Source organism: Couchioplanes azureus, from assembly GCF_014648355.1.
GTDB lineage: Bacteria > Actinomycetota > Actinomycetes > Mycobacteriales > Micromonosporaceae > Actinoplanes > Actinoplanes azureus.
Window position 1 is genome coordinate 56,277 of sequence record NZ_BMQY01000009.1, and the last position, 24,826, is coordinate 81,102.

The following is a 24,826-nucleotide window of genomic DNA, read 5'->3' on the forward strand; positions in this document are numbered from 1 at the left end:
GGCCGTGCGTCGACGCACGCGGCCGGCGTCGAGGAGAGGTCGGGCTCACCAAACGGAGTCAGGGCGCACTGGTACGTCAAGGGCAGGCTGTCGGCCTGGCCTGTACCGGGGTACGCGGATCAGGGCGTCGTCGACGCGGCCGGGCTCGGCGGGGCGCCGGGGACGGTGGCGGAGACGTTGATGGTCTGGGAGCGCTGCTTCCCGCCGCCGACCGTGTACAGGGTGTAGACGTGGGTCTCGGTGCTCCCCGGCCCCCCACCGCAGGAGAAGTTGAGCGTCTCGGTGCCGGTGGTGCCGGTGTAGCTGCGGTAGCTGCCGACCACCCCGGGATTGTCCACCGAGAGCGCGGCGCCGGTCGCGCCGCTGAGCTTCCATTGCACGGTGGCGGGCGTGTGGTTGCCGGCGGTGTCGCACCTCGGCTGCTGCTGGACGCGGAAGTAGACGATCTGCGGGCCGGCCGGCTTCGGGGCGTGGTGGCCGCCGCCGGCGGGTGTCCCGGCCGCGGCCGGCGCCTGGTGGTCGCGGGTCGGGGGTTGGCTCACGGGCGGTGTCGACGAGATGTTGCTCAGGTCGGCCCGCGTGCCGGTGCCGGCCCGGTCCCGGGCGGCCTGCTGCTGTCGGCCGTCCGGCCCGTCCAGCACCACGATGGCGATGGCGGCGATGGCGCTGAGCAGGGCGAGCACGCCGAGGAAGACGAGCGCGACGGTGAGGCGCCGGTCGATGGTGCGGGTCGGCTGGTGGGGTTCCATGATGTTCTCCTCGGGAGCGGCAACCATTCGTGAGGCTAGGCGCCCGCCGCCTTCCCGCACCTCGCCGATTCGTGCCATTGCCACGAGGTCAGCGCCCCGCTGGCCAGCGCTGGAACCAAGCACCGCCGGTTCGGCCGGTGCGGCCCGCGTCGTGGGTAAGCCGGGCGGACCCCTCCTTCCTGATCGACTCCTGTCAGGCCGGTCGATGCGCCGAATCGGGGCCGGTGCCCGGTGCGCGACGGTTGAGAATGAGGTCGGCGGCACGGGCGCGGACCTGGGCGCGGGTGCGGTCGCCGTGGTCCGCGGCGAGGTAGTGCTCGCCGATCGCCACGCAGAAGGCGAGCAGACTGCGGGCTTCGACCTCATCGGCATCGGAGCAGAACGTGCCGATCGCTTCGCGAAGCAGCGCCATCCGCCGATTGTCGACCCGCTGCAGGCGCTCGGCGACCGCCTCGTCGCGTCGGGCCCAGTCCCGGATGGCGAGGTCGATGGGGAGCAGGCGATCGCTGGAGAAGGTGAGCTGACCCGCGCGCTGAACCTTGGTCGTCGGATCGCCGCCCTCTCGCTCGATGCGTTCGATCACCTCGTCGGTGCTCTCGCGCTCCCACACGTCGAGCATCGCCCGCAGCAGCGCGTCACGGTCGGCGAAGAACCCGTAGAACCCGCCTTTCGTGACGCCCAGTTCCTTGGCCAAGGCCTCGATCCGGATGGCATCCGGGCCGCCGACTGCGAGCGCTCGCAGTCCCGCTTCGATCCACCTGTCACGTGGCGTACGCGTCGCGCCCACGATGTGTCCCACCTCACACTCAGCCTCATCTATACGCCACCGTATAAAAGAGGCTAGCCTCGTCATATACGGCATCGTATACAAGATCGGGGGAATGCGATGACGTCAGGTTTCGTAGTCGGCACTGTGGGGACCCGCAAGATCTCGAAGCGCATCCGCGCGCTCAGCTCGTTGCGCGCCGTGGACTACGCCGACCAGTTCACCTTTTCCACGCACGTCGACGCCAACGCCGAGCGGTGGGCCCGAGCGATGTTCGGCGACGTTCCCAGCCTCGCCGAGCGGCTGATCTGGCGCGGTCTGCTCGGGCTGCAGCTCAGCCGAGGACGATCGCCCACCACCGTGGCCGGCTGGCAGATCACCGGACACGGCCCGGACTGGGTCCGGCTCGAGGCCGCTTCCTGGTTCCTCAGCGCCAACCTCGTCATCCAGGCAACCGACGGACGGGTGTCGCTGGGAACGTTCCTGCACTACGACCGGAGCCTGGGACGCGGCGCCTGGCCACCGCTGTCAGCCATCCACCGTCGCCTGGCACCGGGATTGCTGCGCAGCGCCGCAGAGAAGATCCGAGCCTCCGGCTGACGCGACCACATGTCGCTCGGAGTGCGTTCCAGCGGACCATCCACTACCAACTGTGCCCAGGCCAGCCGACGTCGCCTGGCCGGTGGCTGAGGGGAGTCCCACGTGGCGGGTGGCGGTGTGCCGGGTGCGGGAGCCGGGCGGCATCGGTGGCGCTGGCCCCGACTTTGGACCACCGAGCCGGACCGGCTTCGGCGTGCCGCGAATCCTGAGCTGGGGACCGGCGTCAGTCGACGCTGCAGCCCTACGACCCGGCAGCTGTGGCCGGCCCCGTCATGGACTGGCGGGGCCGGACAGCAGCAGCTCGGCTCCGATCTGGTGGAACAGCCATCGCAGACGTGGGCTCGCGCCGCGGACGTGGAAAGGGTCGCCATGGCCGGCCACCGCTTCGGCCAGCCTCGCCAAGGCCCGGGCCCCGGCAACGTCGCAGAAGGCGAGGCCGGTCAGATCCACCACGACCGGCCCGACCGGCCCGAGGGCGAGCACGGCGTGGAGCTCGTCCACCAATGCCGAGATGGTGGACAGGTCGAGTTCACCGGTGAGTCGGATAGTCAACTCGGTACTGACCGCCGTCGTGACGCGGACTGCACCCGTGGGGTCGTGGGCGGCCGAAGACTGCATGAACGTCACCGCTTCGCGACCTCGGGCCGGATCGTGGCCCAGACGGCCTTGCCCTGCGCGGTGGGTATCGCACCCCACACGGTGGCGGCCGCGTGCACCACCGCCAGCCCCAACCCGCGTGACGGCAGCACGCCCGCCGGTGTCGGGAGCACCGCCAGGAGCCGGGGCAGAATCGGATCACCGTCGTGCACCATCAGGTGCACGCCGGTGCCCCGCCGGGACACGACCAGGGTGATCGGGGTGCCGGCGTGTTGCGCGGCGTTGGCCACCAGTTCCGAAACCACCAGCTCGGCCCGGTCGGCGAGATCGCCGAGGTGCCAGGCCGCACACGCCTCGGTGACCGCGCGCCGGGCCGGGACCGCCGTGCCCGGCCCGGCGGGAAGCCGCACCACGATCCGGTCGGTCAACGGTCGCCGTTCGCACGCCGCGGCCCGGGCCTGCTCCATAGTGGCGAACACCGGAAGGAACCGCCGCGCGCCCCATCGCTGCAGCCGCGCCGCGACCTCGCTGTCCGCAGGGGCGCACACCACCACCTGCACCGGCGGATCCATCCGCTCGGCCCGACGGCAAATTGTCAGCCACAGACCCGCGCTGGCACCCGTCGGATCATCCAGCTCCTGCAGGTCGGCGATGAGACCGGCGGGATGCCCGCTCAGGCACTTACGAACCGCGAGGTGAGCATCGCGTTGCAGCCGCAGCACGTAGGTGCCGTGCACCGCCAGCACCGCCACCGACGACTCCATGTCCAACGTGGCGCTGACACCGGCATCCCGGCCGGGCTCGTTGCGATGCAATAGATACGGCGGTACCAGACGCTTGCCCCGGGCCATGCGTCCGCCGGCCCGGCCACGTCGATCTTCATGCACCAAGTTGCGGCCTTCCAGCCAGAGCTCCGCATCGCCGCGGCGCCGTCACCAGAAGTTTGCCAATGCGGCGGCTATGGTCACAACCGTTCGCATCTGCGTCACAGTGCCGACTCCTCGAACGCCTCTCGTCACACCGGCGGTCGCTCTGCCTGCGGAAACAGGTTCTGAGGCAGCCACTAACGTGGACCTCGACCGCCCGTCTCTCCTCCTACCCGCCAGCGGGACTGTTCACGGCGCTCATGCGCGGCGAACCGTTCGGCCGCCGCGGCGGCCGCGAGGTGCTCCCCGGCTCGCCCAGGATCCAAGGCAGCCATCTGCCGTCGAACCGCCGCGACCTGCTCCTCAGTGTCCGCGATCGCACCGGCGAGTCTGGCCACCTCCTCACACAACACCACCGCCCGATCAAGCTGGGTGGCAGCGCCGCGGTCGTCGCGCAACACGCCTCCAGAATCCGCCTAGAACCAGCCGGCAACAATGGCCGACTTGCCCTAAATCCACCGCGTCACAAGCGGTATGGTGCCGGTGGCGAGAGCGCGGCAGGTGTGCAGGGTGCCGATGGTTGCGGCGTCGATGAAGATCACGTGGCGCACGTCGAGGGTGATCGTGGCGCGGCCGGCGGCCAGATGTCATCAGACGAGGTTCTGCCCGGTGACTGTGCGGTGGGCGAAGTCGTCGGTCGCGGGCTGACCACGGCAGCTGCTCCGGAGCTGCTCGGCCCGGGCACGGGCGTGACGGGCGGCGGCACAGGCGTCGGCGGCCTGGCGACCGAACCGATTTGCGACGGCTCGGCGCTGTTCGGCGCGGTAGCGCGCCTGCTCGGCGTCGGCGCGCCGTTCGAGGGCGCGCCGACGGGCGTCCGGGATGTCATCCATGTCTTCAGGCGACCCTCGGTTGACGTCGGCGGCAAACCGGGTCGATGGTGGACTTCGTTGTGCGGGTAGATGCAACGTTTCACGCGTACTCGGGTGCAGCCTCGTGAAGGGATGAGGTGCATGTCCGCGCTGCCGCCCCGCCTGCCGATCCAGCAAGCCGCGACGCAATCGGGTGACCTCGGCGAAGAGTTGCCGCGAATCACGAGAAGCATCGGCGAGGTCGCGGAGTTGCGTTGAATGCAAAGAAGCTTCGTGTTTCTGACCTTCTGGCATGGGCGAGCGCAACAGTGCTGACCTTCCCTGATGGACCCGCTTGACCTGCGGCTTTGCAGCGCCTCGTGCGTTTGATGCAAGATTCGTGCACTGACCGGAGGGATCGCTGAGGCGAGGATCTCGCGTGCAGACACGGTCCTCATGCCGGCTGCGCCGCGAGATCCACAAGGGCCGGCCCGGCGCGGGACGACCGGTGGAAGCGTCGGCTGGTGCAGTGGTCAGCGATCAAGCATGGCGCGGATTCGGCGGTTTTCTGCCAGCAGGGCGTGGGCCCGATCGATCAGCGCCGCGGATGTGGCGGCTACTTCCTTTACGGTGCAGGGGGAGGCCGGCGTGGTGCGCCCGCGGCGGCCGGAGGGCGGTCTGTCCTCGACCTTCGGTTCCGGGCTGGCGTCGCGCCGGTCGTCGTGTGGGGTGGCGGTGAGGTTCAGGACCCAGGCGACGGCGTCGGTGGCGTTGCTGATGGCCATGGTGGCGCCGGCGTCGCGGACCAGGGCGTGGCAGGTGAGCAGGGTTCTGACGGTCGCGGCGTCGATGAACGTGACGCGGCGCAGGTCCACGATGATCGCGCGGTGGCCGGCGATGACCATGTCACGAACCGCGGCGGCGATCTTCTGACAATTGTCGAGGTCGAATTCGCCGCCGGCGTGCAGCGTCGCTGTGTGCGGGGTGGCCGGGTCGGGGGCGGCGATGTCGATCGAGCCCGGTTCGGCGGCGTCGGCCATCCATGCCTCCTCGGGTCGGTGTCGCCGCGGCAGCGGGCATGGCTGGCCGCACCGGTCCAAGTCCTGTCCATGCTCGTCCGGGCCTCAGCAGTCCGGCTAGGTCATGAGGCGAAGTTCTCGGCCGGTGATTGTGTGGTGGGCGAAGTGGCCGCGTGCGCATGCCCGACAGCGCTGCTGCGCAGCTGCTCGCGCCGGGCACAAGCGGCTGCTGCGGCGGTCGGGGCAGCTGCGGCCCGGCGGGGCGTGCTCGTCCGCAGCGGCCCGGCGCCGTTCCGAGCGCTTTTGCGCGCGCTGCGCGTGGCCAGCCACCGCAGAGCGCGCTGAGATGCGGCGGTGGGGTCGTCCACGCTTCCAGGTGACGCCAGGGTTGACGCACGAGCGTCGCTGGACTGAGGGTGGACTGCGTCCAGCGGGTAAGTACGACGTTCGGCACGCATTCCCGGTGTGTCCAGGGAAAAGGAGAGTGGCGATGTCCGTACCGGCGTCTCCCGTGCCGATCGAGCATGCCTCGGTGCGCTCCAGCGACCTGGACTGGGTGCGGGAGATCATCAATCAGCGATACACCGATCACGTTCCCCGCGTCATGGGACACGGTCACCAGTTCGGGTTCCGGTCGCAGTTGGCCAGGGCCGGCGTGCTGAGCATCGACCGGGTCAGCTACCAGGCGTGCATGGCAATCAGCGCCGATCCACACGAGACCATTCTGATCATCAGGATGGTCCGTGGCGGATTCGACGTCTCCGCGGGGCGGCAACGCTGCCGAGTCGGCGGCGGCGAGGCACTGTTTCTGCCCCCCGCTGGTCTTGACATGGTGCAGGACTGGCCGGCCTACGAGGTGGCGCAGTTCCCGGCCGAGGCGGTGACCCGGCTCGCCGACCAGCTCGGCGTCGCACCGGCCGACTTCCGGTTCGACGCGATGACCGCCGTATCCCCCGCGATGAACCGGCTGTGGCTGGCCACCCACACCCACCTCACCGAGCTGCTGGCCACTGCCGGCGACACCGGCGTACCCGCGCTGCTGCTGAGCGCGGCAATCGACACCGCGGCCGCCGCGGCGCTGAGCGTGTTCCCGAACACCACCATGACCGTCGACTACGTTCCCGGCCCGGGCCGGGTCCCGCCCGCCACGGTGCGCCGCGCGGTCGCCTACATCGACGCGCACGCCGCCGACCCGGTCACCGCCGCGGACATCGCCGCCGCGGCCGGGGTCAGCGTCCGCGCGCTGCAAGCCGGATTCCGCCGGCACCTGGACACCACCCCACTGGGCTACCAGCGCCGGGTCCGGCTCGAACGCGCCCACCGCGACCTGCAAGCCGCCGACCCCACCACCGGCGCCACCGTCGCCACCGTCGCCCGCCGCTGGGGCTTCACCGACATGAGCCGCTTCGCCGCCGACTACCGCACCACCTACGGCCAGCCGCCCAGCCGGACTCTGCGTACCTGACCGGAGACGACGCCATGACCACGGCGGACGCCACCGCCCCGCAGACCACCACGCTCACGCTCACCGGCGCGGACGCGATCGAGCAGTTCCTCAGGAGCACGTACAGCGGTATGCACATGCACAGCGACATCGACCGGCCGTGGCTGCGCCACCACCGCATCGGCGCCGGGGTGTTCGCCCTGGATGACGTCGAGCAGTCCACCAGCCTGGACTTTCGTGTCGCGCCACTGCACGCGATTCTGATCACCCGGCCACTTACCTCCCGGATGCAGCGCGCGTGTGGCGATGCCGACCAGCGCTACGCCCCTGGGGACCTGTTCATCGTCGCCGACCCCGATCAGCCCTACACGATGCGGTGGCTACCCGGAAGGCTCACCACAGCCGTCCTCGACCCCGGCGTGCTGGCCCGGGTCGCGGCCACCGCCCCCGGCCGGCGGCCCGAACCGATCCAATTCACCAGCCTCGACCCGATATCAGCGCCCGCGGCAGCGCAGTGGTGGAACGTCCGCGCGTACGCCACCGAACTGGTCGGCAACGCCGAAACTGCAGCGCCGCTGATCCTCGCCAGCACGGCTCAGCTGCTCGCCGCCGCAACCCTCACCACGTTCCCGAACACCGCGCTGACCGACCCCACCATCGAGGACCGCCACGACGCCCACCCGGCCAACCTGCGCCGCGCCATCAGCTTCATCGACGACAACGCCCACCACGCCATCAGCCCCGCCGACATCGCTACCGCCGCCCACGTCACCATCCGCACCCTGCAACTCGCCTTCCGCCGCCACCTGGAGACCACCCCCACCGGCTATCTACGCCGTGTACGACTCGACCACGCCCACCGCGACCTGCAAGCCGCCGACCCGACCACCGGCGCCACCGTCAGCGCCATCGCCGCCCGCTGGGGCTTCGCCAACCACAGCCGATTCACCGCCGAATACCGCACCACCTACGGCATCACCCCGTCACAGACCCTGCGCCGCTAGACCGCGAAGACCGGCCCACTGCCGGAACCAGCAACCGCAACCGTCTGAGTACGTCCAGCAACGACGTAGGCGAGCGAGTCGGTGGCTAGCAGGGTAGGGCAGACGACCCGGTTCTGCGGGTCGAGCAGGCTCGGAGTGAGCTCGCGGTCGACGGCGATCAGCCCCTACGGATGGGCTTGGCTGGCCAGCCACAGGTGCAGCGACTAGAAGGCGCTCCTGCGCGGCGACGAAGGCGGGCGCCCAGGCTTCGACGCGCGGCTCGTCGAACGCGCGGGTGAACGCGTCGACATCCAGCGTGATGGCGCTGCGGTCGTCGATGGCCAGGGCGTCCCCGCGCAGCCGGATCCGCCGCAGCGGTGGCTTCCGGCGCCTTGCATCGGCACTCATGCGGACCACATGGTCATGCCGACGGGGCCTGGGCAGAAGTCCCGTCCTGCTCGGGAACGTGAGGCACCCGTGAAACCGAAACTTGGACCCGCGGGATCAACAGCCGCTCCTCGAGCCGGTGCCGCCGGGCCGTGGTGCGGTGGCCGGTCAGGGCTGAGCAGCGAATGCACCGGGTAGCAGGTCGGCGGCCGGTAACGCGAAGTCGATGAACTGGGCGACCTGCAGGGCGACCGGTGGGTCCAGGTTGGCCAGCACCACCGTGACGTGCCCCGATGCGGGATGGATGGTCAGCACGGCGTTTGCGCCGGGGAACCCGCCGGTGCCACCGATCGCCCGGATGCTGTGTACGGTCTGCTCGCGGAACCCGTACGCCTGCCGCCCGTTGAAGCCCGCGTTCACCTTGCCGGTGGTCAGCAGGTCGGTGTGTGTGGCGTCCAACAGGTCGTGATGCAGGATCGCTAGCGCGAACCGGCGCAGGTCACCGGCTGTGGCGTAGGCGCCGCCGGCCGGGTTGCCCAGTAGCGACCGGTAGTCGGTGTTCGGGGTGAGTTCGTCGCCGTGATAGCCGATGGCCAGGTCCGGGGCCGGTGGCTCACTGGGGTTGTTGCCGGAGCGGGTCATGCCGGCCGGACGCAGCACAGCGGTGTCCAAGTCGGCCAGGTAGCCGTGGCCGGTCGTGCGCTCGATGATCGCCCCGAGCAGGATGTAGCCGTAGTTGCTGTAGTCGTACATGCTGCCGGGCTCGAAGGTGGGGGCTCGGCGGCCGAACAGGGCGATGAAGTCGTCCGGAGTACGGATCTCGTCTCGGCGGTCCCAGTAGCCGTCGGTGAGGATGTCGCCGGTGCCGCCGGTATGGGTGAGCAGGTGGTGCACAGTGACCTTGGCGGCCAGTTCGGCGTTCGGGTAGTCCGGTAGGTACCGGCCGATGGGGTCGGTCACGGACACCCGACCATCCTGGATCAGTCGCACGATCGAGGTGGCGGTGAACAGTTTGGTGATCGACCCTATCCGGAATCGGGTGTCCATGGTCACCGGTGTCTTCCGCTCCCGGTCGGCCAGACCGTAAGCACCGGTGAATAGCGTCTCATCGCGCCGGGTGACCAGGACCATTCCGCTGAACCGGTCGGCTGCCGACTCCTCGTCCAGGATCGCGGTCAAGCGCTGCTGCCAGTCCATGAATCCCCCTCGGGCACCCACGTGAGTGCACCCATTGGTCTAGCTGAACGTCCGGCAACCCGCCATCGAATTTCTAGCCGGCTCGGTACGGGAACCGCTCGCGATTCCCAACCCCACCGTCCACACGTCGGCAGCGGCGGCATTTGCGGATGCGAAAGGCCCACCGTCACCGGCAGATCCGGACGCCGTCGGGTCGACGAGCCTCCACCTCATGGAGTCGAGGATTCCATCTTCGCTGCGACCGACAACCGGAACCACCCGGAGCGGCGCTGAAACTCGCACGACACGCAGTCGCTGCAAAATCAAGCGACGCTGAAAGTGACCGACGGCCGGCGCTCAGGCCGCTCGGATGTCCTCGGTCAAGGCCGCATGTCGCCGCCGTCCAGGAGGGAGCGAGGTGCCGAGCGGCGTCAGCCGGGGAGGGGGGCCGCCGGCGGGTGGCCTAGGACCACGCGGTCGCGGCCGGCGTTCTTGGCGGCGTAGAGGGCGGCGTCGGCGACGCGGACCAGTTCGTCGGAGCCGGGGATCACGCGTGGGGTGGTTGCGCCGCCGAGCGATACGGTGACGGTCAGTTCCACCCCGGTGGTCACGGGTACGGGCTGGGCGACGATGCTGTGGCGTACGCGTTCGGCGAGCTCGTGCAGCTCGGTGCGGGACACGTCGGCGGCGAGGATGGCGAATTCCTCGCCGCCGAAGCGGGCGATGACGTCGTCGCGCCGGCACGCCTGCTCGAGCCGGCGGGCGACCTCGATCAGCACCCGGTCGCCGGCCGGGTGGCCGTACGTGTCGTTGACCTGTTTGAAGTGGTCCACGTCGACGATCAGCAGGCCCGTCTCGCCATCGCGACGTGGCCGCGGTGGTGGGGCTTCGAGGCGTTCCTGCAGGAAGCGGCGGGTGTGCAGGCCGGTCAGCTCGTCGGTGATGGCCAGCTGGCGCTGGGCGGAGACCAGGCCCGCCATCCGGGCCAGCACGAGCAGGAACAGCACGGTGCAGGCGGCGGCGATGATCAGCAGGTTGGTGCGTGAGCCGCGCAGGTGTTCCACGACCAGCACGGCGGGGACCACCATGACGGCGGCGGTGAGTAGCCCGAGGCGCCATCGGGAGATCGACTCGGTGTTGACCGGGCCCGGTTCGTCGATGCGCCGCATGGACGGGTGCAGTGCCGCGGCGCCGAGCAGCACGTACCCCGCCAGCCAGAGTGCGTCCAGCCAGCTGCCGTTGACGAACTCGCCGAGCAATGTCTGCAGCCCGTACGCGGTGTCGGCCAGCAGCGTGAGCGTGAGAAAGCCGGTCAGCAGGTGGAACGACGTGGTGTGGCGGCCGCCGCCGAGGACGAGGCGCAGCGCGACGGCGAGCACGGCAAGGTCCATCACCGGGTAGGCGGTCGCGGCGAACCGGTCCGCGGTCGAGACGCCGGGGGCGGTGACGATCGGCTGGATCAGGTACGTCCACCACAGCAGCGTCGCGCCCGTGGCCACGGTGCCGGCGTCGATGAAGGTGGTCGCGTTGTTGCCTGTGCTGCGGCGCCGGATCAGCAGTGCCAGGGCGGCGGCGACGAGCGGATACTGAGCGAGGTAGAAGAGGTTTGCGACGACGGGGTAGCTTGCGCTCGGGTCGTTGGTCGTGATCACGGTGTACGCGATGTCGCCCGTGGTGAACATGATCTGCCCGGCGCCGAGCAGCCACCATGCTGCCCGCGCCTGCGGCCGGTGCATGCGCTGCCCGGCCAGGACGGCGGCCGCCGAGCCGGAGCTGATCACGCAGTACCAGGCACCCTGGCCGGCCGGGGAAGCGCCGGCGAGTGGCAGCAGGTAGTACGCGACGACGGCGAAGGTGCCGCCCAGTAGCCACCACAGGTGAAGGGGCGGCCTACGTTGGCCGGTAGTCATCGGTCCAGTCGAGCGCGGCACCGTTGCAATCAGGTATCCGTACCGGAGCCGAACGGTGGTCGCCGGTCCATGCGTGCCGCGACCGGTCAGCTTGTCCTTCAGGCGGCCAGCCCTCACGGCCACGAGGCACTGCGGGCTGCCGTCCTTGCCTCGCGGCTACAGCGTTGTGGGCGAGCTCGACCCCGGGCCGCGCCATCGGCCTGAACTCCTGGTCCGGCGCCGAGGGCCAGGGTGCTGACGGCGATGGGAGCATCGGCAAAGCGGTGCGGCCGATTTTGCCGTTGGAGGGATTGCAGGGGTATTTGGCGTCACGGCGCGAGCTCGGTCGGCGTGCGTCGTGCGCGGTCGAGTTCGGCCGCCATCGCCCGGCCCAGCGCGGGCAGTCCCACGGCCACGGCGTGCCGCTCGGCCTCCGACAGGCTGGCCAGGATGCGTTCGTGCCTGCGGCCCATGGCGTCGGCGAGTTCCAGCGCGGTGCGGCGGCCTGGATCGGTGAGTCTTACCTTGTGATAGCGGCGGTTGTTCGCGTCGCGTTCCTTGATGACCCACCCTTTGCTGGCCATCGCGTCGATGAGCCGGCTGACGGTGCTTTTCTCCAGTCCCAGATGGGAGCCCAGCTCGGATTGGGTCGCCTCGCTGCGCGACAGGAGTTCCTGCAGCGCCATCGCCTCCGATAGCGACGCACTCAGGCCGGGGATGGCTTGGGTGGGGTCCAGGACTCCGCGTAGCCGGAACAGCATGCTGAGGCCGACCTGCAGGACGTCGGAGTCTTCCTTCATGGTCACCCTCACAGTTGTGTCATGCAACTATGACCGGCTAGGCTCGCCGGACAGTTGCACAATACAACTCAGGGGAGTGCGTCATGCGCGCAGCCATGGACGGCATGCAGTACCTGTTCGATCACCACGGCCACGGCTACGACCGGTTCACCCGTGCCGTCTTCGGCCGCTTGCACGCTCGCGTGCTGGCCGACGCTGCCGCGGCCGCGCCGACCGGGGGAGTGGTACTCGACGTCGGTGCCGGACCCGGACGCCTCGCCGTCGCCCTCGCCGCATCCCGGCCGGACCTCACGGTGCTCGCCGTCGACGTCTCGCCGAGCATGGTCGAGGTGGCGAACCGGCGCGCTGCGAACGCCGGACTCGGGCAGCGGGTGCGGGTGGACCGGGCCGATGTGGCGGCCCTGCCCCTCGACGACGCGAGCGTGGATCTCGTCGTGTCGAGCGTCAGCTTCCATCACTGGACCGACGTGCCGGGAGCGGTGCGCGAAATGCGTCGGGTGATCCGGCCCACCGGCCGCATCTGGATCTACGACGCCCGGATCGCCCCATGGCGACGGCTCGCCGCCGCCGCGTACGGCTCGCTGCCGCGTACGTCTGCTGGGTTGCTGTTCACCCGCGCCGAGGTGCCCGCCGCGGCAGGTGTCCGATGAGAATTCTGGTCCTGGGCGGGTACGGCGCCGTCGGCGCCCGGATCGTCGCCGAGCTGCGCGCGGCCGGAGAACAGGCCGTCGTCGCAGGCCGTGACCCCGCCCGCGCCGACCGGGTCGTCGACCTCAGCGACGTGACCACCTACCGTGCGGCGCTGACCGGCATCGACGTGGTGGTCAACGCCGCTGGCACCGAGGATCCGGCTCTCGCGGTGGTCGCCACCGAGTGCGGGGCGGCGTTCGTCGACATCACCGCCACCACCGGCTACGTCGCGGCGTTGCAGGGCCTCGCGCCCGCCAGGCCGATCATCCTCAGCGTGGGCCTCGCCCCGGGTCTGACCAACCTCCTTGCCGCCGCGGTATGCGCCGACGGGCCCGCGCCGGTGGACATCGCGGTGGTCCTCGGCGCGGGAGAGCGGCACGGCGCCGCAGCTACCGCCTGGTCCTACCGCCTGCTCGGGCGCACCTTCACCGATGCCGCCGGTGTGCGGGTGCGCAACTACACCCGGCCCCGCACCTTCGACCTGCCCAACCGCGGGCGCCGCCGCCTCTATCGCGCCGACTTCAGCGACCAGCACATCCTCACCCGCGACCTCGGCGTGCCGGTACGCACCTACTTCGGCGTCGACTCGCGCACTGCCATGGCGGCCCTGGCCTTGCTGACGTGGATTCCCGGCGCGGCCCGAGCTCCTCGCGGCCTGCACCTACCCGGCACCGATGCCTGGCTGGCATTGGCCCGCACCGACGCCGGCGCCCTGCGCTGGGCCGTCGGACGCGGCCAGTCGCACGCCACGGCCATCCTCGCCGTCACCGCGGCTCGTCTGGGCGCCCGGCTGTCGCCGGGCGTGCACCACCTGCACCAGGTCGCCACGCTCGCGGATGTACCGCCCGGAGTCGGCATCGAGCTGCATGGGTCCGGCCGAGGTGCCTGCCGAGTTCTCTAGCGGGCTCGGCGGCCGGGGGTTCTCCCGGCGGTCTTCATCAGCCTGCTTCCCATCCCTGCGGCGGTAGGGACCTTCGGTCCTCGTCAAGTGCCGTTGGCCGGTACCCGCCCCCCGGTTGCCCGGAGCAGGGTGGAGGTGTCCCGAGCGGAAGGGGAATGTCATGAGACTGGGTCTGTACGCGATCGCCGTGGCGCTCCTCGCCGTCGGACTCATCGCTCTCGGCGTGCCGGCGAACACGCTGGTGGTCGGGGCGTTGGTGCTGGCCTGCCCCCTGATGATGATGGCCATGATGGCGGGCATGCATGGCGCCCACGGCGCCGAGCAGCGCGACCGCACACCCGACGAAGCCCCCAGAACCCGTCGTCCGCGTAGCCCGCAGGACCGGTGACCAAGGAGGGCACGATGATGTACTTCGGCAACGGCATGGGTGGTTGGGGCATGGTCCTCATGGCCATGAGCAGCCTGCTGTTCTGGGCGCTGGTGATCGTCGGCATCGTCGCTCTGATCCGCTACACCAGCGGCGGTGCCCAGCGCAGCGAGCCTGTCGTGCATGGACCGACGCCGCAGCAGACCCTCGCCGAGCGGTTCGCCCGCGGGGACATCGACGAGGAGGAGTACGGCCGGCGCCTGCAGGTTCTCGGTGGGACGGCACCGACGAGCGGACCCGGCGGCTGACATGGACGCTGGTGCCGCGTACGGGCTGTGGCCCTTGGCCAGCCGACGGCTCGTCAGGCCTAGGTGGTTCCGGCGTCGATCTGCGGGTTCGAAACAGGCTGCATCTCCGTATCCGCTGGCAATTTCGGCAACGCACGATGGTGGCCCGGCGCCTCGCAGGGCCACCATGGCGAGAGGGATGAATTGCTAGAAGCAGTTCAGACTGGAGGCCCTGTCGTTGATGTTCTTGGGCAGTCCCGAACTTTCGGTCAAGGTGAACATCTGGAAGAGACGAGGGCCGCCGGCTCCGACGTCCGACCAGACGTCGACGTCGAAGTCGGTATTGTTGGCCCAGGACGAGGTTATGTCGTTGAAATTGAACGAGGGTAGGTTGATGATGCGGTTGTCGCACAGCCTGTCCCGGAACGATACGGAATCGCCGCCGAAGTTGGCGTCCGCGTACAGGCAGAACCGGCCGTCCGGGCAGGGCGCCGCATCCGCTGTCTGGACTCCCTCGATGTTCGTGCGTGCCAAGGTCAGAACGACGTCGCCCTGCTGCCAGGAGACAGTGTTCCTGCTGGTCTGAATGGCGTCGGGATGCTGGGCCAATAGTTTATCGATCTTCTGCTGGGTCGCATCAGGGGAGATGGCGACCGCCGCGGCGCCGCTGGTAGCCAGCAGAGCGATCCCCCCGGCGACTGTAGCGAGCATTGCGGCCAGAATGCGCTTCATCTCAGTTCCTCCGGTAATGCGAGGTGAATGTGATGCCCTCTATTAAGGCTGCACCGACTGGACCCTAACTGGACATCGACTGGACGAGGGCCATCCCTGGCTCGGATCGGCATGACACCTCCACCCAGCGAACGGGTCACCCGGGCGCCTTCGAATACAATCCGTCGATCCTCGCACCGGCTTTCCGGATGAGGCCAGATCACACCGCTACTCCATCGAGTACCGGTGGGGCCACTTCAAACCGCCCGAGCGCGGCCAACCGGAGGGTTCTGTCGCGGGAAGTGTGGTGGGTCAGCGATCCTGTGGCGGGGACTACACCCTTGTGTGGCCGGAGGCTCGTTCGAGTCGCGCTTTACCCTGATCCAGTCATCGTCCAGGATTGAATAGATCGCTGTGTCGCGCCACGAGCCGTCAGCGCGACGGCGGTGCTTTCGTAGTACGCCTTCCCGCACTGCGCCGAGGCGTTCGATGGCGTTCTGAGCCCGCTGGTTGCGAATGTCGGTGACCAGGACCACGCGCACCGCGTGCAGTGTCTCGAAGCGAAGGATGTCGTGCCGATGAACTGCCCTGTCGCGGAGTCGATCTGGGCGTAGGGGAGGCGTTTGGCGCGCGCACGTGCCGCCAGGGCAGCGGTGATGTGCCGGCGCGCGTCAGACAACGTCGCTGGTTGCGCCAACGCGCCGCCTGCAGGGCTCTGCCAGCGGAAAATCTCGGCCGCTTCGTCTGGCGTCCCGGCGGCCGTCTCCTCGCAGATGGTCCGTGACTGGAGCAACAACGCCTCGAGTCTTGCTGGATACCCCCCGGGGGTATATGTTGGGTACTGGGAGAGGTGATGGGAATGAGTTCCAACGACAGCGAGGACATGTCCCGTCCGCCTGTGACGGGCCACCCGCACCACAGCGCCACGGCCACCCGGTCCGTCGGCGCGCAAAGTGAGCACCGAGGCCACGGCGCCGGCGTGATGACCGCCCATGACCATGCCGATCACAGTGGTGCGGCCACCGGTCACGGGCACATGGCGCATGGCGCGCACGGCGGTCACGACAAGCACGCCGGTCATGACCCCGAGATGTTCCGGCGCAAGTTCCGGCTCAGCCTCCTGCTGACGGTGCCGATCGTGCTGACCAGCCACATGGTGATGGAGTGGTTCGGCTACCGGATCGGCTTCCCCGGCATGAACCTGGTCGGTCCGGTCCTGGGCACGGTCGTCTTCTTCTACGGTGGCTGGCCGTTCCTGGTCGGTGGAGTGCGCGAGGTCCGTGACCGGGCTCCGGGCATGATGCTGCTGATCTCGATGGCGATCACGGTCGCCTATGTGGCGTCGCTGGCCACCAGTCTGGGCGCGTTCGATCTCGATTTCTGGTGGGAGCTGGCCGGGCTGGTGACCATCATGCTGCTGGGCCACTGGCAGGAGATGAAGGCGATCGGCCAGGCGCAGGGGGCCCTGGCCGCGCTGGCGGCGCTGCTTCCCGACGACGCGGAACGCCTCGGCGGCGGCGGTGAGGTCGAGCGGGTGCCGGTCACCGAGCTGCGGGTCGCAGACATGGTGCTGGTGCGCTCCGGCGGCCGGGTGCCCGCCGACGGTCGCATCGTGGACGGTTCGGCCGAGTTCGACGAATCGATGATCACCGGAGAGTCGCGGCCGGTTGCGCGATCGGTGGGCGACCGGGTGGTCGCCGGCACCGTGGCCACCGACTCGGCGGTGCGCGTACAGGTCGATGCGGTGGGGGAGGACACCGCTCTGGCGGGGATCGGTCGGCTCGTCGCCCAGGCCCAGGCATCGAGCGGGCGGGCGCAGGTGCTGGCGGACCGGTTCGCGGCGATGCTGTTCTACATCGCGGCGGCTGCCGCCGTAATCACGTTCGCCGTGTGGTGGGCGCTCGGCGACCTCGACCAGTCGGTGGTGCGTACCGTGACGGTCTTGGTGATCGCCTGCCCCCACGCGCTCGGCCTGGCGATCCCGCTCGTGATCGCGTTGTCCACCGCTTTGTCGGCCAAGGCCGGCATCCTGGTCAAGGACCGCCTCGCCCTGGAGCGTATGCGTACCGTGGACGCGGTGCTGTTCGACAAGACCGGCACCCTGACCAAGGGCGCCCACACGGTCACCGCACTGGCAGCCGCGGACGGCAGCACCGAGCAGGACGTGTTGCGCATCGCCGGAGCGGTGGAGGCGGACAGCGAACACCCCCTGGCCCGGGCACTGGTCGCGGTCGCCCGTGAGCGCGCTCCGCGGGCGACGGCCACCGACTTCCGGTCGCTGACCGGCAGGGGAGTGCAGGCGGTCGTGGACGGTACGACGTACGCGGTGGGCGGCCCGGCACTGCTGCGCGAGCTCAACGCCGCCGTGCCCGACAGTCTCGCGCAGACTGCGAAGCAGTGGTCGGCGCGTGGTGCGGCCGTGCTGCACCTGGTGCGACTGCCCAGCACGGGCGGCCCGGAGGTGATCGGCGCGTTCGCGCTCGAGGACGAGATCCGGCCGGAGGCGCGGCAGGCGATCGAGCAGCTGCGCGGTCACGGCGTCCAGAAGATCGTGATGATCACCGGTGACGCCCGGCCGGTCGCCGAGGCCGTCGCGGCCGACCTGGGGTTCCGGCCCGGCGTGGACGAGGTCTTCGCCGATGTGCTGCCCGCGGACAAGGACCAGGCGGTCGCCGAGCTGCAAGCACGTGGACTGACCGTGGCGATGGTCGGCGACGGCGTCAACGACGCTCCGGCGCTGGCGCGCGCCGACGTCGGTCTGGCCATCGGCGCCGGCACCGACGTGGCGATCGAGTCGGCGGGCGTGGTGCTGGCCTCCTCGGACCCGCGCGCGGTGACCAGCGTGATCCGGCTGTCGAAGGCGTCGTACCGCAAGATGATCCAGAATCTCGCCTGGGCGGCCGGCTACAACGTGATCGCCATCCCGCTCGCGGCCGGTGTGCTGGCCTGGGCCGGCGTCACGCTGAGCCCGGCGATCGGCGCGGTGCTCATGTCAGCGTCGACGATCGTCGTGGCACTTAACGCGCAACTGCTGCGTCGGGTGCACCTCAATCCGCAGCAGCAGTAGTCGACGGCTACTGGGGTAGGGGCGCGGGTTCTTCCAGAATCCGCGCCCCTGTGCGGGATGCCGGCTGCCCGTCGGTGAATCCTGACCGGACTCGGCGGCGTTCGCATCAAGGTTGGCTGGCCCCCGCGCGTTGCCTGGCCGTCGCCTGCGCTCGCCGGCGACCGTACGTGGTCATCCCACGGGGCTTGTCAACGGCGAGAACGGTTGCCACCAGCAGTACCGCGAGACCGCCGCCGGCGTGCACCACCAGTGAGAACCGCGCCTCGCGCAACTGTCCGGACGTGAGACCCGCGCTGATGGAAAGGTCAGCCAGATAGCCGATCGGCGTCAGTTGCAGCAGCAACACGAGCGTGGCCACCACGACCAGCAGGAACTTCACCAGCACCCAGTAATGGCGAAACAGGCCCCACGTGGTGCCCAGCGACGAGACCAGCCCCGTGATCAGCGAGGCGAAGGCTAGCGGGACGATCGCGTAGCGCACCGACACGTCCATCGCCACATAGGCGGCGCGGGCCATCGCCTGATCGCGTTCGCGCACACCGGCGATCGCGAATACGAGAAACACCACGACCGCCCCGAACCAGCCCACCGAGGACAGCACGTGGGCGGTCAACGCCGCCCGCCGGCCGGCCGGCGGCAGCATCATCCGAGCGGCCCCATCAGCAGTACGGCGCCGAGCCCACCGGCCGGCACATGCCGATTCGGCCCATGCTGTCCGCCGCCGAAGATTTGATGGGCGACCACGGCGAGCACCAGCACCCCCACCACGACGAGCAGGACTCGGACCCACCGTGGCATCCGCTCGGAGGCGGGGTCGCCATCACGATGGTCGTCTGAGCGCTTGGCCATGACCTTCTCCGTGTCTGGGAGAGATGCGGACATCCGGCACAGCTTTATCGAGACAGCCTGTCTCTGTCAATGACGATGTGTCGTACCCTGACCGGTGTGTCGTATGGTGGCGGCGTGGCCCCCCGGTTGTGGAACGACACCATCGAGGCGCACCGGCGCGCGGTGCGCGACGCGACACTGGATGCCGCGCAGCGGCTCGTTGCCGAGCGAGGGCTCGCGTCGGTGACGATGTCGCAGATCGCGCAGACGACCGGGATCGGACGAGCCACGCTGTACAAGTACTTCCCGGACGTGGACGCCGTGTTGGTCGCTTGGCACGAGCGGCAGATTCACCGCCATCTGCACCAGCTGGCCGAGGCTCGCGCCGGCGAGAAGGACCCCGGGGACAGGTTGCGTGCCGTCCTGCTGACGTACGCCCTGCTGCGTCGCGATCACCCGGTCGGGGACCTCGCCGCCGGACTGCACCGCGACAGTCACGCAGTCGAGGCTCATCGGCATTTGCACGACTTCGTCGTTGAACTCATCGACGACGCCGCGCGTACTGCAGACGTGCGTACCGATGTGCCCGCCACGGAACTGGCCGCCTACTGCCTGCACGCCCTCAGCGCCTGCACCGGCATGGCCGAGGAGGCGGTCCATCGCCTGGTTGCGGTGACCTTGTCCGGGCTGCGCCCGTGACCGTTCACGACCCGGCACCCCGGGCCGGGGATGCCTGCGCCGCTGGCCGGCGGGCGCGCTAGCGTGGAGGCCGTGACCAGCGCAGGAGCACCAGGCGTCGGGCGTGCCGTCCGGTGGCTGCTGCTGTTCTGCACCGTTTTCGGGCTGGCGACCATGCACACGCTCGGCCACGCTGACCCACACGTGGACAGCCACGACCCTGCGGTCGCCATGGCCGTCACCGGGCCCGCCATGGGGTCAGGTGCCTTCCCTGCGGCTGTCGCCGAGATGGTCGGCGCGCCCGGCGGACACTGCCCGGAGGGTCATTGCGGCGGCGGGCCGGGCCATGGCGGCATGAGCGGCTGGGCGGTGTGCCTGGCGGTGCTCGGCGGCTTCGGCGTGGTCATGCTTCTGGCGGCACTCTTGCTGTTCGCGGCGGGCGGCGCCGTGGGGGCGGGCCGCCGGCGACTGTCCGTGCTGGGCGGGCCGAGGCCGCCGCCGCGACGGCGCTGGGGATTGACCGTGGCTTCGGTGGCGGTGCTGCGCATATAGAACGCCCTCGGCGCGCGCCCATGCCGGCGCCCTGAGACGTTCACGCGCACCATCGTTACCGTTTCTGAAAGGTCATTCACCCATGATGAGCACTTCTGCCCTGTCTTCCGTTGTCCTGCGTCGCAGCCTGCTCGCCGGCGCCGCTGTCACCGCCACCCTGGTCCTGTCCGCCTGCGGCGGCGACAGTACCTCCTCCGACTCGGGGATGAACCACGGCGGCATGACCGCGACCAGCAGCGCTCCGGTCAGCGCTTCGGCCGGTGCGTCGACGTCCAACGACGCGGACGTGACGTTCGCCCAGTCGATGATCGAACACCACCGGCAGGCGATCGAGATGGCCGAGATGGCCGACGGTCGCGCCGCCGACGCCGAGGTCAAGGACCTCGCGACCAAGGTCATGGCAGCCCAGCAGCCCGAGATCGACACCATGACCCAGTGGTTGACCGCCTGGGGCAAGCCCACCGCCCTGCCCAGCATGGGCGGGCACGGCACGGACCACAGCTCGATGCCCGGCATGATGTCCGAGAAGGACATGGCGAAGATGAGGGACGCCAAGGGAGCGGCTTTCGACAAGCAGTTCCTCACCATGATGATCGCCCACCACGAGGGCGCCGTGGAGATGTCTCAGCAGGAAACGGCGCAGGGGTCCAACCCCGAAGCCAAGGCCCTCGCCCAGAAGATCATCACGGACCAGCAGGCGGAGATCGCCACGATGAAGAAGATCCTCGAGCGACTCTGACCGGTGAGGCGCGTGTGCTGGGCGCCGCGCAGGCGCCCGGCACACGCGCGTAAGGCAGCAAACGGCAGTTCGTCCTCGCAGAGCTGCCGAGTTCCTGCGGTGAGCCGTCCGTGCGGAGTCGCGACTTGCACTGATCTCGAATGCGGCGACCGGATGGTGAGCCGCCGTGTGGCACGACCGAACCTTTCCTGACGCCGCACGTTTGCGCCGTATCGACTCGCGCATCACGCCCGAGCCGCCTTCTCTGAGAACTCCTGCGCTGAGGTGCGACTCACCCTCTCAACACTTCATACCCCTAGGGGGTATGGGTACAGTCGTTGGTGGGCGGGCACAGGCGTCCGCACACCCGACCGTTCGAGGAGGAGTTCGCCATGGCGACGACGACGTACACGGTGACCGGTATGACCTGCGGGCACTGCGTCAACTCGGTCAGTTCCGAGATCAAGCAGATCCCCGGCGTGACCGACGTCCAGGTCGACCTGGCCAGCGGCGCCGTCACCGTCACCAGCGACCAGCCCGTCGACGACGCCGCCGTAGCGGCCGCGGTCGACGAGGCCGGCTACGAACTTGCGAGGTAGTCATGCGCACCACCGTCAAGGTGAGCGGTTTCACGCTCGGGCTGGCGGCCGTGTTCACGGCCGCCCTCGGGCTCGGCCACGCGGTCGGCCCGACCCGGGCCACGACCGCCGCCCACACCGCCGGCCACGACAGCAACAGCACCGAACAGACCCCCGGTGCCTCCACGCATCTGCCGGCGGGCCTGCAAGTCACCCAGGACGGCTACCGGCTCACCCCGCTGACCGCCACCCTCGCCACCGGCGCCCCTCAGCCGTTCCGGTTCCAGATCACCGGCCCCGACGGCACCCCGGTGACCCGCTACACCACCAGCCACGACAAGGACCTGCACCTGATCGTGGTGCGCCGCGACCTGTCCGGCTTCCAGCACGTGCACCCCAGCCTCGCCGCGGACGGCACCTGGAGCGTCCCGCTCGCCGTGGCCGCGCCCGGGCAGTACCGGGCGTTCGCCGACTTCCAACCGGCCGGCCGGGCCGAAGGACTCACCTTGGGCGTCGACGTCGCCGCACCGGGCCACTACCGCCCTGCCGCGCTGCCCGCCCCGGCGGCGAGCGCCACGGTCGACGGCTACACCGTGACCCTCAACGGCACCCTCGTCCCGGGCACCTCCTCCAAGCTGACCCTGTCGGTCAGCAAGGACGGCAGCCCGGTCACCGACCTGCAGCCCTACCTCGGCGCGTACGGGCACCTGGTGGCGCTACGCGACGGCGATCTGGCATACCTGCACGTCCACCCGGACGGTGCACCGGGCGACGGCCGGACCGCCGCCGGGCCGCAGATCAGCTTCTCCGCCGAAGTCCCCTCGGCCGGCGCGTACCGCCTGTACCTGGACTTCCAGCACGCCGGGAAGGTGCGTACCGCCGAGTTCACCGCCGTCGCCGCAGCGCCCGGACGGCAAGCCGCCGCGCCGCCGCCGACGGGCACCGCGTCGCCGCAACCGTCGCCGAGTCACGGCGATGACAGCCACACCCACGGGTAAGGAGAGCAGTCATGGCCTCTGTCGCCAAGCCGTTGCCCACGGCCCCGCACCAGATCGAGCTGTCGATCGGCGGGATGACCTGTGCCTCCTGCGCGTCGCGGATCGAGAAGAAGCTCAACCGCATGGACGGCGTCACCGCCACGGTCAACTACGCCACCGAGAAGGCCACCGTCCGCTACGCCGACCAGGTGACCCCGGACGATCTGATCGCCACGGTCGAGAAGACCGGCTACACCGCCGCCGTCCCGGCGCCGCCGCGCTCGGCCGGCGATGATCCGGCCGAGCAGGCGCCACCGGTCGACGAGCTGCGCGCCCTGCGGACCCGGCTGTGGGTCGCGATCGTGCTCAGCGTCCCGGTGGTGGCGCTGGCCATGGTCCCGGCCTGGCAGTTCACCTACTGGCAATGGCTGTCGCTCACCCTCGCCGCACCCGTGGTCGTCTACGGCGGGCTGCCGTTCCACACGGCGGCCTGGACGAACCTGCGCCACGGCGCCGCGACCATGGACACCCTCATCTCGATGGGCACCCTGGCCGCGTTCGGCTGGTCGCTGTGGGCGCTGTTCTTCGGCACCGCCGGCACGCCCGGCATGACCCACCCGTTCGAGCTCGCGATCGGCCGTACCGACGGCGCCGGCGCCATCTACCTCGAGGCCGCCGCGGGCGTCACCACGTTCATCCTCGCCGGCCGTTACTTCGAGGCCCGTTCCAAGCGCCGCGCCGGGGCCGCCCTACGGGCCCTGCTCGAACTCGGCGCGAAGGACGTGACCGTGCTGCGCGACGGCGCCGAGCGGCGCATCCCGATCACCGAGCTGGCCGTCGGGGACCGGTTCGTGGTGCGGCCGGGGGAGAAGATCGCCACCGACGGCATCGTCGAGGACGGCAGCTCCGCGGTCGACGCGAGCATGCTGACCGGGGAATCCGTGCCGGTCGAGGTGCGAGCGGGCGACACCGTCACCGGCGCGACGGTCAACGCGGGCGGCCGGTTGATCGTGCGGGCTACCCGCGTCGGCGCCGACACCCAGCTGGCACAGATGGCCACGCTCGTCGAGCAGGCCCAGACCGGCAAGGCCGCCGTGCAACGCCTGGCCGACCGGATCTCCGGAGTGTTCGTGCCGATCGTCATCGCGCTCGCCGTGGCGACGCTGGGCTGGTGGGTCGGCACCGGCGGCGGCTGGACCGCCGCGTTCACCGCCGCGGTCGCCGTACTGATCATCGCCTGCCCGTGCGCGCTCGGCCTGGCCACCCCGACGGCGCTGCTGGTCGGCACCGGCCGCGGCGCCCAGCTCGGCATCCTCATCAAGGGCCCCGAGGTACTCGAATCCACCCGCACCGTCGACACGGTGGTGCTCGACAAGACCGGCACCGTCACCACCGGCCGGATGACCCTCGTCGAGGTCACACCGGCCGACGGTCAGGACCGCGAGCAGCTGCTGCGCCTGGCCGGCGCGGTCGAGGCCGCCTCCGAGCACCCCATCGCGCAGGCCGTCGCCCGCGGCGCCGCCGACATCGCCGGCGATCTGCCGCCCGTCGCGAACTTCGCCAACACCGAAGGGCTCGGCGTGCGCGGCACCGTCGACGGCCACGAGGTGGTCGTGGGACGTCCCGCGCTGCTGCGCCAGGCCGGCCTCGACGTACCCGCGCAGGTCGAGCAGGCGCTCGCCGCGGCGCAGCAGGGCGGGCGAACCGCCATCGTCGCCGGCTGGGACGGCACCGCCCGCGGTGCCCTCGCGGTCGCCGACGTCGTCAAGGCGACCAGCCGCGACGCCGTCGCGGCGCTGCGGCGTCTGGGGCTCACCCCGGTCCTGCTGACCGGTGACAACGCCACCGTCGCCCGAGCCGTGGCCGACGAGGTCGGCATCGAGCAGGTCTTCGCCGACGTGCTGCCCGCCGACAAGGTCGACGTGGTCAAACGGCTGCAGGCCGACGGTAAGGCGGTCGCCATGGTGGGCGACGGCGTCAACGACGCGGCGGCGCTCGCCCAGGCCGATCTGGGTCTCGCCATGGGCACCGGCACCGACGTCGCCATCGAGGCATCCGACCTGACCCTGGTACGCGGTGACCTGATGGCCGCGGTCGACGCGATCCGCCTGTCGCGGCGCACGCTGCGGATCATCAAGAGCAACCTGTTCTGGGCCTTCGCCTACAACGTGGCCGCCCTGCCGCTGGCCGCCGCCGGCATGCTGAACCCGATGATCGCCGGAGCCGCCATGGCGTTCTCCTCGGTGTTCGTCGTGGCCAACAGCCTGCGACTGCGCCGCTTCACCACCGTGCAGTAACCGCCGGCCCGTCCGAGGCGATCTGGTCTCGGGCGGGCCGCCGGCCGG

26 protein-coding genes are annotated in these 24,826 nt (G+C 70.1%); 15 read left to right on the plus strand and 11 right to left on the minus strand.

Annotated elements, in window-relative coordinates:
• Window positions 1-119 precede the first annotated feature (119 nt).
• The gene (locus tag IEY99_RS26690; RefSeq protein ID WP_189206843.1) at window positions 120-749 is read right to left on the minus strand and encodes a hypothetical protein; all 630 of its coding nucleotides are present in this window, start codon (window positions 747-749) and stop codon (window positions 120-122) included.
• Between the two features lie 193 nt (window positions 750-942).
• Complete coding sequence (locus IEY99_RS26695) at window positions 943-1,536, minus strand: TetR/AcrR family transcriptional regulator (protein WP_229799277.1); 594 nt, start codon at window positions 1,534-1,536, stop codon at window positions 943-945.
• A gap of 126 nt (window positions 1,537-1,662) precedes the next feature.
• Between IEY99_RS26695 and IEY99_RS26700 the strand changes: the two genes are divergently transcribed.
• Window positions 1,663-2,115 (plus strand): hypothetical protein, encoded by a 453-nt coding sequence (locus IEY99_RS26700; protein ID WP_229799278.1) that lies wholly within the window; start codon window positions 1,663-1,665, stop codon window positions 2,113-2,115.
• 270 nt (window positions 2,116-2,385) lie between these two features.
• On the opposite strand, the gene IEY99_RS26705 is transcribed toward IEY99_RS26700, so the two are convergent.
• Both IEY99_RS26705 and IEY99_RS26710 read right to left on the minus strand, forming a co-directional pair.
• Window positions 2,386-2,733, minus strand: a complete 348-nt coding sequence (locus tag IEY99_RS26705; RefSeq protein ID WP_229799308.1) for an STAS domain-containing protein — start codon at window positions 2,731-2,733, stop codon at window positions 2,386-2,388.
• A 5-nt stretch (window positions 2,734-2,738) separates the two neighbouring features.
• Window positions 2,739-3,464: an ATP-binding protein gene (locus IEY99_RS26710; RefSeq protein ID WP_229799279.1), complete on the minus strand. Its 726-nt coding sequence runs from the start codon at window positions 3,462-3,464 to the stop codon at window positions 2,739-2,741.
• 374 nt (window positions 3,465-3,838) lie between these two features.
• On the opposite strand from IEY99_RS26710, the gene IEY99_RS26715 reads away from it, so the two are divergent.
• Window positions 3,839-4,540, plus strand: coding sequence for a hypothetical protein (locus tag IEY99_RS26715; protein ID WP_189206848.1), 702 nt, complete (start codon window positions 3,839-3,841; stop codon window positions 4,538-4,540).
• A gap of 422 nt (window positions 4,541-4,962) precedes the next feature.
• On the opposite strand, the gene IEY99_RS26720 is transcribed toward IEY99_RS26715, so the two are convergent.
• On the minus strand, window positions 4,963-5,469 hold the full coding sequence (locus IEY99_RS26720) for an STAS domain-containing protein (protein ID WP_189206849.1): 507 nt from the start codon (window positions 5,467-5,469) through the stop codon (window positions 4,963-4,965).
• A gap of 469 nt (window positions 5,470-5,938) precedes the next feature.
• Between IEY99_RS26720 and IEY99_RS26725 the strand changes: the two genes are divergently transcribed.
• Both IEY99_RS26725 and IEY99_RS26730 read left to right on the plus strand, forming a co-directional pair.
• Window positions 5,939-6,913 carry an AraC family transcriptional regulator gene (locus IEY99_RS26725; RefSeq protein ID WP_189206850.1) on the plus strand — a complete coding sequence of 325 codons (975 nt, stop codon included), beginning with the start codon at window positions 5,939-5,941 and terminating at the stop codon, window positions 6,911-6,913.
• A 14-nt stretch (window positions 6,914-6,927) separates the two neighbouring features.
• Window positions 6,928-7,896, plus strand: a complete 969-nt coding sequence (locus IEY99_RS26730) for an AraC family transcriptional regulator (RefSeq protein WP_189206851.1) — start codon at window positions 6,928-6,930, stop codon at window positions 7,894-7,896.
• 534 nt (window positions 7,897-8,430) lie between these two features.
• Here the strand turns inward: IEY99_RS26730 and IEY99_RS26735 are convergent.
• From IEY99_RS26735 to IEY99_RS26745, 3 genes are all read right to left on the minus strand, one after another.
• Entirely contained in the window at window positions 8,431-9,459 is a 1,029-nt protein-coding gene (locus IEY99_RS26735) for a serine hydrolase domain-containing protein (RefSeq protein WP_189206852.1), read from the minus strand.
• 410 nt (window positions 9,460-9,869) lie between these two features.
• Window positions 9,870-11,348, minus strand: coding sequence for a GGDEF domain-containing protein (locus IEY99_RS26740; RefSeq protein WP_189206853.1), 1,479 nt, complete (start codon window positions 11,346-11,348; stop codon window positions 9,870-9,872).
• 308 nt (window positions 11,349-11,656) lie between these two features.
• Window positions 11,657-12,127 carry a MarR family winged helix-turn-helix transcriptional regulator gene (locus IEY99_RS26745; RefSeq protein WP_229799309.1) on the minus strand — a complete coding sequence of 157 codons (471 nt, stop codon included), beginning with the start codon at window positions 12,125-12,127 and terminating at the stop codon, window positions 11,657-11,659.
• Window positions 12,128-12,210: 83 nt separating this feature from the next.
• Here IEY99_RS26745 and IEY99_RS26750 point away from each other — a divergent pair, with 83 nt between their 5' ends.
• The 4 genes from IEY99_RS26750 to IEY99_RS26765 all read left to right on the plus strand — a co-directional run bounded on the left by IEY99_RS26750 (window position 12,211) and on the right by IEY99_RS26765 (window position 14,393).
• Window positions 12,211-12,777, plus strand: coding sequence for a class I SAM-dependent methyltransferase (locus IEY99_RS26750; protein ID WP_189206855.1), 567 nt, complete (start codon window positions 12,211-12,213; stop codon window positions 12,775-12,777).
• Window positions 12,774-13,718: an NAD-dependent epimerase/dehydratase family protein gene (locus IEY99_RS26755; protein ID WP_189206856.1), complete on the plus strand. Its 945-nt coding sequence runs from the start codon at window positions 12,774-12,776 to the stop codon at window positions 13,716-13,718. Before IEY99_RS26750 ends, IEY99_RS26755 begins: the two co-directional genes overlap by 4 nt.
• A 160-nt stretch (window positions 13,719-13,878) precedes the next feature.
• Entirely contained in the window at window positions 13,879-14,106 is a 228-nt protein-coding gene (locus IEY99_RS26760; protein WP_189206857.1) for a DUF2933 domain-containing protein, read from the plus strand.
• On the plus strand, window positions 14,103-14,393 hold the full coding sequence (locus tag IEY99_RS26765) for an SHOCT domain-containing protein (RefSeq protein ID WP_229799280.1): 291 nt from the start codon (window positions 14,103-14,105) through the stop codon (window positions 14,391-14,393). The genes IEY99_RS26760 and IEY99_RS26765 overlap by 4 nt, the downstream gene beginning before the upstream one ends.
• A gap of 186 nt (window positions 14,394-14,579) precedes the next feature.
• Here the strand turns inward: IEY99_RS26765 and IEY99_RS26770 are convergent, their stop codons facing one another.
• Complete coding sequence (locus IEY99_RS26770; protein WP_189206859.1) at window positions 14,580-15,104, minus strand: peptidase inhibitor family I36 protein; 525 nt, start codon at window positions 15,102-15,104, stop codon at window positions 14,580-14,582.
• 961 nt (window positions 15,105-16,065) lie between these two features.
• On the opposite strand from IEY99_RS26770, the gene IEY99_RS26775 reads away from it, so the two are divergent.
• Window positions 16,066-18,150 (plus strand): heavy metal translocating P-type ATPase, encoded by a 2,085-nt coding sequence (locus IEY99_RS26775; RefSeq protein ID WP_189207040.1) that lies wholly within the window; start codon window positions 16,066-16,068, stop codon window positions 18,148-18,150.
• A gap of 106 nt (window positions 18,151-18,256) precedes the next feature.
• Here IEY99_RS26775 and IEY99_RS26780 read toward each other — a convergent pair whose 3' ends face one another.
• Together IEY99_RS26780 and IEY99_RS26785 are read right to left on the minus strand one after the other, a co-directional pair.
• Window positions 18,257-18,796: a hypothetical protein gene (locus IEY99_RS26780; RefSeq protein ID WP_189206860.1), complete on the minus strand. Its 540-nt coding sequence runs from the start codon at window positions 18,794-18,796 to the stop codon at window positions 18,257-18,259.
• On the minus strand, window positions 18,793-18,999 hold the full coding sequence (locus tag IEY99_RS26785) for a hypothetical protein (protein ID WP_189206861.1): 207 nt from the start codon (window positions 18,997-18,999) through the stop codon (window positions 18,793-18,795). Before IEY99_RS26785 ends, IEY99_RS26780 begins: the two co-directional genes overlap by 4 nt.
• Before the next feature lie 114 nt (window positions 19,000-19,113).
• Between IEY99_RS26785 and IEY99_RS26790 the strand changes: the two genes are divergently transcribed.
• From IEY99_RS26790 to IEY99_RS26815, 6 genes are all read left to right on the plus strand, one after another.
• A complete protein-coding gene (locus IEY99_RS26790) occupies window positions 19,114-19,677 on the plus strand; it encodes a TetR/AcrR family transcriptional regulator (RefSeq protein ID WP_229799281.1) in 564 nt (187 codons plus the stop codon).
• 72 nt (window positions 19,678-19,749) lie between these two features.
• Entirely contained in the window at window positions 19,750-20,208 is a 459-nt protein-coding gene (locus IEY99_RS26795; RefSeq protein ID WP_189206863.1) for a hypothetical protein, read from the plus strand.
• An 82-nt stretch (window positions 20,209-20,290) separates the two neighbouring features.
• The gene (locus IEY99_RS26800) at window positions 20,291-20,947 is read left to right on the plus strand and encodes a DUF305 domain-containing protein (protein WP_189206864.1); all 657 of its coding nucleotides are present in this window, start codon (window positions 20,291-20,293) and stop codon (window positions 20,945-20,947) included.
• A gap of 371 nt (window positions 20,948-21,318) precedes the next feature.
• Window positions 21,319-21,525 carry a heavy-metal-associated domain-containing protein gene (locus tag IEY99_RS26805; RefSeq protein WP_189206865.1) on the plus strand — a complete coding sequence of 69 codons (207 nt, stop codon included), beginning with the start codon at window positions 21,319-21,321 and terminating at the stop codon, window positions 21,523-21,525.
• A gap of 2 nt (window positions 21,526-21,527) precedes the next feature.
• Entirely contained in the window at window positions 21,528-22,502 is a 975-nt protein-coding gene (locus IEY99_RS26810) for a DUF8832 domain-containing protein (RefSeq protein ID WP_189206866.1), read from the plus strand.
• A gap of 11 nt (window positions 22,503-22,513) precedes the next feature.
• Window positions 22,514-24,778, plus strand: coding sequence for a heavy metal translocating P-type ATPase (locus IEY99_RS26815; protein ID WP_189206867.1), 2,265 nt, complete (start codon window positions 22,514-22,516; stop codon window positions 24,776-24,778).
• Window positions 24,779-24,826 lie beyond the last annotated feature (48 nt).